Origin of the sequence: Nostoc sp., from assembly GCF_036916985.1 — a bacterium.
Lineage (GTDB): Bacteria > Cyanobacteriota > Cyanobacteriia > Cyanobacteriales > Nostocaceae > Nostoc.
Genome location: NZ_JBALFD010000008.1, coordinates 1 through 8,649 on the forward strand (window position 1 = coordinate 1; position 8,649 = coordinate 8,649).

General features: G+C 39.3%; 10 protein-coding genes and 2 pseudogenes. 6 read left to right on the forward strand and 6 right to left on the reverse strand.

The window, feature by feature from the left end; translation table 11 throughout:
- Window positions 1-82 precede the first annotated feature (82 nt).
- On the reverse strand, window positions 83-208 hold the full coding sequence (locus V7L07_RS01780) for a hypothetical protein (RefSeq protein WP_335054506.1): 126 nt from the start codon (window positions 206-208) through the stop codon (window positions 83-85).
- A 155-nt stretch (window positions 209-363) separates the two neighbouring features.
- Between V7L07_RS01780 and V7L07_RS01785 the strand changes: the two genes are divergently transcribed.
- Complete coding sequence (locus V7L07_RS01785; RefSeq protein ID WP_335054508.1) at window positions 364-1,125, forward strand: sugar phosphate isomerase/epimerase family protein; 762 nt, start codon at window positions 364-366, stop codon at window positions 1,123-1,125.
- A 228-nt stretch (window positions 1,126-1,353) separates the two neighbouring features.
- Here the strand turns inward: V7L07_RS01785 and V7L07_RS01790 are convergent, their stop codons facing one another.
- The 4 genes from V7L07_RS01790 to V7L07_RS01805 form a co-directional block, all read right to left on the reverse strand.
- On the reverse strand, window positions 1,354-1,806 hold the full coding sequence (locus tag V7L07_RS01790; protein WP_335054510.1) for a DUF1392 family protein: 453 nt from the start codon (window positions 1,804-1,806) through the stop codon (window positions 1,354-1,356).
- 163 nt (window positions 1,807-1,969) lie between these two features.
- Window positions 1,970-2,458 carry a TIGR00725 family protein gene (locus V7L07_RS01795; protein WP_335054512.1) on the reverse strand — a complete coding sequence of 163 codons (489 nt, stop codon included), beginning with the start codon at window positions 2,456-2,458 and terminating at the stop codon, window positions 1,970-1,972.
- Window positions 2,459-2,582: 124 nt separating this feature from the next.
- Window positions 2,583-2,858 carry a UBP-type zinc finger domain-containing protein gene (locus V7L07_RS01800; protein WP_084227073.1) on the reverse strand — a complete coding sequence of 92 codons (276 nt, stop codon included), beginning with the start codon at window positions 2,856-2,858 and terminating at the stop codon, window positions 2,583-2,585.
- 175 nt (window positions 2,859-3,033) lie between these two features.
- Window positions 3,034-3,225: a hypothetical protein gene (locus V7L07_RS01805; protein WP_335054514.1), complete on the reverse strand. Its 192-nt coding sequence runs from the start codon at window positions 3,223-3,225 to the stop codon at window positions 3,034-3,036.
- A 313-nt stretch (window positions 3,226-3,538) separates the two neighbouring features.
- Here V7L07_RS01805 and V7L07_RS01810 point away from each other — a divergent pair, with 313 nt between their 5' ends.
- Entirely contained in the window at window positions 3,539-3,769 is a 231-nt protein-coding gene (locus V7L07_RS01810) for a hypothetical protein (protein WP_335054516.1), read from the forward strand.
- Between the two features lie 156 nt (window positions 3,770-3,925).
- Here the strand turns inward: V7L07_RS01810 and V7L07_RS01815 are convergent, their stop codons facing one another.
- Window positions 3,926-4,432, reverse strand: a complete 507-nt coding sequence (locus V7L07_RS01815; protein WP_335054518.1) for a hypothetical protein — start codon at window positions 4,430-4,432, stop codon at window positions 3,926-3,928.
- 473 nt (window positions 4,433-4,905) lie between these two features.
- On the opposite strand from V7L07_RS01815, the gene V7L07_RS01820 reads away from it, so the two are divergent.
- The 4 genes and pseudogenes from V7L07_RS01820 (at window position 4,906) to V7L07_RS01835 (ending at window position 8,403) form a co-directional block, all read left to right on the forward strand.
- On the forward strand, window positions 4,906-5,853 hold the full coding sequence (locus V7L07_RS01820) for a deoxyribodipyrimidine photo-lyase (RefSeq protein ID WP_335054520.1): 948 nt from the start codon (window positions 4,906-4,908) through the stop codon (window positions 5,851-5,853).
- Window positions 5,854-5,868: 15 nt separating this feature from the next.
- Window positions 5,869-6,456 (forward strand): annotated as a pseudogene (locus V7L07_RS01825) (FAD-binding domain-containing protein); the annotation flags it as partial.
- Between the two features lie 88 nt (window positions 6,457-6,544).
- Window positions 6,545-7,441 carry an alpha/beta fold hydrolase gene (locus V7L07_RS01830; protein ID WP_335054522.1) on the forward strand — a complete coding sequence of 299 codons (897 nt, stop codon included), beginning with the start codon at window positions 6,545-6,547 and terminating at the stop codon, window positions 7,439-7,441.
- A 158-nt stretch (window positions 7,442-7,599) separates the two neighbouring features.
- Window positions 7,600-8,403: pseudogene (locus V7L07_RS01835) on the forward strand (SDR family NAD(P)-dependent oxidoreductase).
- The last annotated feature ends 246 nt before the right edge of the window (window positions 8,404-8,649 follow it).

The following is an 8,649-nucleotide window of genomic DNA, read 5'->3' on the forward strand; positions in this document are numbered from 1 at the left end:
TCTGCTTAGTGCTGTAGATTTTCATCTCTGAAGTCTGTTTCTTTTCAACTCAGCGTTGCTGAGTCTTTTCTTGTTGCCTAGTCTAAACTCCAGTGTCACCGTCACCGACGCTTACAACTGTAGCGGTAAGATTGTTGGCAAATACAGGTAACGACATTTGAGCTACAAGCAGAACGCTAATTGCAACAAAGGGAATTTTTGGAAGCATCTGTAGTAATAATCACTATATAATACTTATGATGCCCAGACAACTAATTAAAAGTTACTAATAAAACTAGCAACGTTAAATTAATAACCTAAATTGTTAGTTAACTTGGTACTGCTCTTTTGTCGCAACTGATATCTGATGTTTATTAGTAGAGAATGAACCAACCCACGCTCGCTTATGTGGAAATGTCGCTACCAGATGGAACTCAGGCGGAAAAATTTGCAGCCATCCGGCATTGGGGCATCGGTTTAGAGATTGCTAATTTGGGGGATATACAGATAGACGTGTATAAATCTGCCCAGATCCTAATTACTGCTGTGCAGGCATATCAAATGCACGATTTCCATCCGCTTCATCGGAATGCGGAACATCGTCATCAAGCCAAAATTCATGTAGAACATACCTTGGAGGTAGCCGCTCAACTGAATGCCCCTAGAATTGTGACAGTCTGCGGCTTTGGACATGATCTAGCAGATAATCCATTAGAACGAGCGGTGGATTTCTTCTCCAACTTGGCTCAACGAGCGACAAAGTTAGGGGTTCGCATCATGATTGAACCCTTGAGTCCCAAACGTGCTGGGGCATTAACACATCCTGATGAGATTGTGTCTCTCATTAGATGCTTAAATCAACCAAAGGTGTTTTCTATTTTGCTAGATACTGGACATCTGCTCGATAGTGGCTTTAATCTCAATTTGTTTTTCTCTCTTTGGCAGTATCCAGTTGAAGAACTGCAACTCAAAGGCATGAACTCAACTCCACCAACCTTGGCCATACCGCTTACGAGCTGGATAAAAGCTAAGTCCCCGCCCGATGTTATTTGTATAGAGCATCGTCAGACTATTTCCTGGAAAGAATTTGACCAGATTATCCAAAAATGTTTCCACTCACTAGGGAAATTGAATAGAAACATTTGAGTTGCAATTACCCTTGTGAGTTTACAGGAACTGAAACAGCATTGGGAATTCTGAAGTGATCGTTGCAACAAAGGGAATTTTCTGAAGCATCTGTAGTAATAATCACTATAGAATACTTATGATGCCCAGAGAACTAATTAAAAGTAGCTAATAAAATCAGTAAAGTTAAATTAATAACCCAAATTGTTAGTTAAGTTGGTGCTGCTCTTTTGTCGCAACTGATAATCGTCATACACTAACATTGACTAAATCAACATCAGCAAGCCATATTGTTCTGCTTTGGGCAGACACTTCTTCTAAAATTGGAGAGCGCCACTCTACCCCATAAAGCCAATTATCTTTGAGGCTAAAAATTCCTTGAATAATACGGCGTGTCGGCTGTTCACCGAAATCAACCTCAACTATATCCCCCAATTTAAAAGCTGGAGTAGAAACAGTGGACTTTTCTAGTAGATTTGTTCTATGAAATTCTTGTTCAGCTAAGTAGAGAGTTTCACTCTGGCAAACAATTGCATAAATCCATTGCTGTCTTTCCCACTGAACACCACAGCAGTAGCCTGACAAGTCTGAGATTGGCAACAAAACTTTTTCTAACATTTCCACTGCTAATGGAGGCATGGTCTGACCCCACTCAGGAGAAATATGCCAACAGGATTCTAAAGCGGTAATTTGGTTAATCATCTGGGAATGTAGTTCTCTTTTTTATACATACACTCACTTGCATCAGTCTGATCCGGAATATAATTTAAATTTCGGTAAGCTAAGGCAACAGATGGGAATTCAAACCCAATCAATTCGAGAGCCTCCCAATTTGAGAAGACTTTACTGATACACTAATTCGTAACTAAGATAAAATTGTTTTGGCAGTAGCGATTGCCTGCTCCACACTCTCCACAATATAAACATTTTCTGGCGACAATTTTTTAAAGAAAAGTTTACTTTCTTGATCATTATTCAACAAAATTACTTGCTTATTTGCCTTCAAAGCTAGAGCAATTTCTGAAGCGGTTCCTGCACCCATTCCGCAAGCAATTACCACATCACTGGTAAGAACGTTAATATTGTTTCTAGAATTACCCATGTCTGTGAAAATAGCAATATCCACCCAAGAGGACATACCATCCTGATTTTCACCTGGAAGAATACCAATAGTTAAACCATCAGCAGATTTTGCACCTTTACTTACTGCATCCATTACCCCTACATTTCTACCACCAGTGAGTAAAACCCATCCTTGTTTGGCAATAAATTGACCTAATATATAAGCATTTTGTAAATCATTTGCTGTCGCATTTTCTCCTCTCCCCATAACCCCAATAATAATTCTTCGCATAAAATTTCAGATGATACTGGTTTTGGGCGACAAGTCAAAGCTTTCTCCATAAAAGGGCAATTGGCTGAGGCGTTAGGAAAATAGCAATCGCCCTCTTTTGGCCGTGAAGCGCGTTTGCCTCACTTTAATAGTTTTTTGCCTGCTCATCCAAAAAACACCATAACCACTGTTCTCCTAACTCAGCCGAGCTAATTACTGAATGTCCAGTTTCCTCGTAATGCCGTCGGGCATGTTGATGAACAGAAGAATCACAGCACAGCATCTTGCCGCAACTTTGACAAATACGGAGATGCACCCAACGACTGTTTATTAGGATACACTCTTCACAACGAAATACTGGGTAGTTTGCTTTAGAAATCAGAGTTTCCGTAGTCAGATTGTCTAAATGTTCGCAGCTCATAAGGATTTGAATTACATGTTAATCAAAGTATAGATTAGTGCAGGAAAACTTCTATTTAATACAGCGATAGCTGCGCCACCACCTGCCGCAGGATACCCGAATGCGAACAGTGCCTCTTGTATTGAGAAGGGCTGTAAGGCTAGGGCAAAGCTTTGCAATACAACCAAAATTTTAATTAGATATCAATATTTATCTGTTCTATCTGTCTAGCAGCTTTCTCCCAAAGCTTTGCAGAAGACTCATCTTTCCAATGATTTCTGAGATTTTCTGCTTTTTTATGACTGATCCGTTCTAACATTTCTAGAACTGCGGCTAATGTTAATTGATCAACAATTGCCTCTAAAGACTCCATATATTCTTTTGTCATAACTAACCTCTTGAATAACTTTTAACCTGGCATTCCAGAGATTAGCAGTAGAAATGCTGCAACAATGGTAGCCTTGTTCATTATCTTATGTAATTTTACTCTGCAAATTCTATAATCACCTTTTAAGAGGGAATTGTGTGAAGCTGTAAGAGAATGAAGAATTAAAACAAGTCGCAAGTCGCAAGTAAGTTAAGGGAGCGGGGATTTATACCCCGACCCAAAACTTATCGGTTATTAAAACGGGGGACTTAAACCCACGGTACTCTGTTAAACTTTCTTCTACTAATCAGTTCTAACTTACATAATTGTAAATATGCCTTCAATTTCCTACAACCGCACCGATAGCCAGCAGCCACAAAGCATTACCGTTCAAGGTTATGTTGTCCGTCCTGGATTACACATTTTCACTTACGAGCAACTCAAGTTGCTACGGGAGCAAACACAGCACCATTCTCAGCTTGAACATTTAGTCAGTCAAGGCGTGATTAACCCTGTTTTGTCAGTTTGGGAGAACCCAATAGCTGAAAGCCTTTCAAGGCTTTAATTTCTGAGTTTTGGCTATAAATTTTAGTTACTGTTAGAAAATAAAGGTTCAAAGCTTGGCTCAATCAAAGTTTCAGAATCTTGCTTCGATTATTGTTTTCCGAGAGTGACAGAATAGGGTTAAGTTGACTGGTTAATAGTCGCCAGCACAAAAATCCTAACTCGCTACATCTAATTCCACATTTGCTGGCTGTTGTTGCTCCTTGACAGCACCCAGTTCCTCAATAAAAGCGTCAATTGCCTTGGCTGCTGACTGCTTACCTGTTTTCAATTTAGAAAGGATATTTTCGCGTATTGCCGAATAATCAGGTAAGACTTGCTGCTCAACAGAAATAGCCTCTTGCTTTGGTAGGGCAACTCCACCATCACACTTTTCTATTAAGTCCTTTATCTGAGCGATCGCATCTGCCATCTCTTGCTTAATCACCTGTTTTATCTCTTCCCCATTAGTTGTAGACACAGCTAAAGCATTTACTTCCTGTTTAACTATTTCCTTAATTTCATCACCATTAGATAACGCCAGTCCAGCTTTTGTCTGACCCAGGATTCCCTGGAGCAATCTTGTCGCTGTATGATTCAATGACTCATTTTCGGAAATCTGCATTGCCGATAAAGCTTTGACTTCTGTATCAGTTAACCCAATTGAAATTGTTACCTTAGCCATAACTTTAAAGCCTGTAAATATTAATCTTGTACATCGCTAGTTCTGGGTTATACCGTTTGCATACAGTTTCTTTGACAGTACTTTTATTGCTTACCACGAATGCTGTATAAAAAACTTATCAATGACCCAATTATTAAACTTTGCCCTGTGAGCAACTTTTACCCTCGATTCTTTAATCTAGCTTCAAGTCAGTCAAGTTGCTACTCATTCAATTCTAACGCACACTTACCTGATATCTATCTTAAAGATGAGGGCAGATGTGCCCTCATGTAAACTTTTAACTTTTAAGTATTGCCCTACATCCGCTATCCTTGCAGTTTTATAACTAGAACTTACTTATTCGGTTCGCTGCACTGTGTAAAGTCAGCGCAGTCAGAATAGTTTACAGCTCCTATAAATACTCAACTTCGACAGCAAAATCACCTGTTGGTACAAATGTATTATAGTAGTAGTAAATTAAACTATGCACCTTTATGCACCTTCTATGGTTTCGTCGAGATTTGCGTTTAACTGATAATGAAATTGTCACCTCTTCATCTGGTCATGATGCAAGAGTTCTGCCATTCTTCATTATTGACCCTTGGTTTTATACCTGGGCTGATGTCGGAGCTGCTAGAGTCCGCTTCTTGTTTGAGTCATTGGAAAATCTCGATTCAAATCTGCAAAAGTTAGGTACTCGGCTGTACTTATTTGAAGGTAATTCTACAGACATCGTGCAAGCGTTGACTAGGCAGTTAATCATTGCAGGATATAAACCCAAACTTTTTTTTAGCCGTGATGTGCAGGTAGAGTACGGTGTCAGCCGCGATAAAACTATAGTTGATTTCTACAAGCAGTTAAATCTTGATTACCATATTGGACTAAACAACTTTCTGCAATCAGCAGAGCAACGTGACGAGTGGTTTAACGAATACTACACCTATCAAAGACAATCCCAGTATAAAACACCAGCAACTATTAATACACCTCAAATTACACTTAATCTAGCACAGCTAACATTTGAAGAACTTAAACAGAAATACCATCGTTTTTGGGCAGTAGAGAAAGTTTATTTTCCAGGGGGCGAAACACAAGCACAAGCTAAACTAGACTCTTTTATCAGAAAAAGATACTCTGGCTACCATTGGAAACTTTCTCGCCCAATGCTTTCACAGCTTGGGGCAACATCTCATTTATCACCACACTTAACTTTTGGGACTATTTCAACTCGCACTATTTACCAAAGTACTAAAGCCTTAGCAGAAGAATTAAAAGCTCAACCCAAAGCAGAATTTTCCCTCAAAACATTTCGAGACCGTTTGCGTTGGCATGATAGTTTTACTGGGCGGCTCTATTTCCATCCAGAAATTGCTTACACTAACCGTTATCCAGAATTTGATCAACTATATACCCTATCAGCGTTATCAGGAGCAAAACAATAATTATTTCAGGCGTGGCAACAAGGAATGACAGGCTTTCCATTGGTTGATGCCAGTATGCGACAACTCAAAACAATGGGTTGGATGAATTTTCGGATGCGGGCAATGTGTGCCACATTCCTAACTATTAACTGTGGGATTTCCTGGCATCACGGAGCTAAACACTACATGAACTATTTAGTAGATGGAGATTTAGCAATTAATAATTGGCAATGGCAGATGCAAGCTGGTGTTACTAATCCACTTAGTGATACTTTTCGCATCTATAATCCGTCGAAGAATATTGCTGAAAAAGACCCTCAAGGAGACTTTATTTCCCACTGGATACCGGAACTACGGGACTACAGTTTACCAGAAATTGAACAGGGGAAATACATTGACAATAGTAACTATCCTAAAGCGATTCTAGATTGGTCAAAGACGCGTAAAGTTAATGGCAAAGTTGTTTCTGACTTCCGAAAGCAAACCAAACAGCGATTATTAAGCCAAGGTGGAGATGAATATAACAATGCGGTCGCTGCTAAAGTAACAGTTGAAAAATATTGGCAGCATAAAGACAGAGAGTACAAAGAATATCAACAAAAGGTTACTGAGTCGCAGGAGTAAAGCTGACAAGCAAGAATAAATTAATGTGTAATTTGTTATTGCAGTTAAATAATCTATCGCTTTCAAAACGCCTTATTATATTGCTCTAATGCTTCCTAATTTTCTGCCATCGCAAGTTAATCAATTAACAGACCCAAAAGCGATCGCTTTTGTCCAAAGTATTGAGAGAATTGTCCTTGCAACCTCTCTAAGTCAACACCCAATCTTCACAACCTACATTTGCAAAGGTAATGAAGGAACGCCAATTGTCCTGCTGCACGGCTTTGACAGTTCCATCTTAGAGTTCCGTCTTCTGTTGCCATTACTTGCTACTCAAAATGAAACATGGGCAGTAGATTTATTAGGTTTTGGCTTTACACAAAGGCAAAAAGAAATAAATTACAGTCCAACTACAATCAGAATTCATCTTTACGATTTTTGGAAAACTTTAATCAACAGACCGATAACACTAGTGGGCGCATCAATGGGAGGTGCAACTGCAATTGATTTTACTCTTACTTACCCTCAAGTTGTAAAATCACTAATATTGATTAATAGTTTAGGTTACACTAATTCTCCTCCCTTTAGCAAATACTTGTTTCCTCCTTTTGACTTCTTGGCTGTGGAATATCTACGTCAACGCCACATCTTGGCATTAAATGTATGTAGTATCTTACCTAATCTAGATGCCAAAATACTTTTGGCTATTCAATGCGCCATGTTACACCAAGAAATGCCTGGTTGGAATGATGCCATGATTTCTTATGTAAAATCTGGTGGTTATAGTGATTTAGCAAATAGAATTGCCCAAGTTGACAAACCAACACTCATTTTATGGGGAGAAACTGATGATATGCTGCCATCTGGAGATGCAGAAAAATTTCAGCAATCTCTTGTCAACTCTCAACTAATATTGCTGAAAAATTGCGGACATACCCCTCAAATTGAACAGCCACAAATCACATCTCAACATATTTTACACTTTCTGAATAGTGGGAAATTTTAATTGAGCTTAAGAGGATATTTTAAAAGTTCCGCTAGGTATAATTTAGCTATTCTGCACTTAAGCTAGTGTAGAACAGATAAATTGATACAAAAATCAAATCTTTCTTTAGCTATAAAAAGTTATATGAAATCGTATTTGTATTCTAAAAAGGAAAACAGATGACTGATAAAAAGGTCGTGCTAGTTACAGGAGCATCATCTGGATTTGGGCAGTTAACTGCTAAAAAGCTTGCTGCTGTAGGTTATTGGGTCTTCGGTACCAGTCGCAAGTCATATCCAGCATCAGGTGATGTAGAAATGTTGAAGCTCGATGTTACCTCTGATGACTCAGTACAATTATGTATTAAACAGTTGCTCACACGGACTAATCGCATTGATTTACTGATTAATAATGCTGGACAAATTCATGCCAGTATGCTGGAAGAAACTTCTTTACAACAAGCCAAAGAAATCTTTGAAACCAACTTTTGAGGGGTTGTCCGCCTCACTAACGCCGTTTTACCAATTATGAGACAGCAGCGAAGTGGACATATTATCAATATCAGTTCAGTCGCAGGATTGATTGGCGCACCAGGTCAAGGTTTTTACAGTGCAAGTAAATTTGCCCTCGAAGGTTATAGCGAAGCACTGAGCGTGGAGCTAGACCCGTTCAATATTAAAGTGTCTTTAATTGAGCCTGGTTACTTTAAGACTAACTTCAACCTAGCCATGTTACCACCCACCTTCAATTATGCTGATTACGACAATGTACGTGATGTGATTCGCTCAACTGTCACTCAAGCAATTGCACAAGGCGATGATCCAACAAAAGTTGCACAGACAATTGTCTTTGCTGCTCGTAGCCGTTCCCCACGATTACGGTATCGCGTTGGTAATGAGGCAAAATGGTTGCCTCGCTTGAAAGCAATATTGCCAGATAACTTGTTTCGATTTGGTGCCCGCAAGCGGTTGAACCTGCCATAAATCACAGCTTCTATTTAATACAGCGATAGCTGCGCCACCGCCTGCCAGAGAATGCCCGAATGCGAACAGTGCCTCTTGTATTGAGAAGGGCTGTAAGGCTAGGGCAAAGCTTTGCAATACAACCAAAATTTTAATTAGATATCAATATTTAGTATCGGCTCAAAATTTCGGGGTAGAGATTTATTCAGGCTGCCACGACCAACCAAATGGGTTAGAAGAAGACTTCTCTCGAATAATGTTACTCAA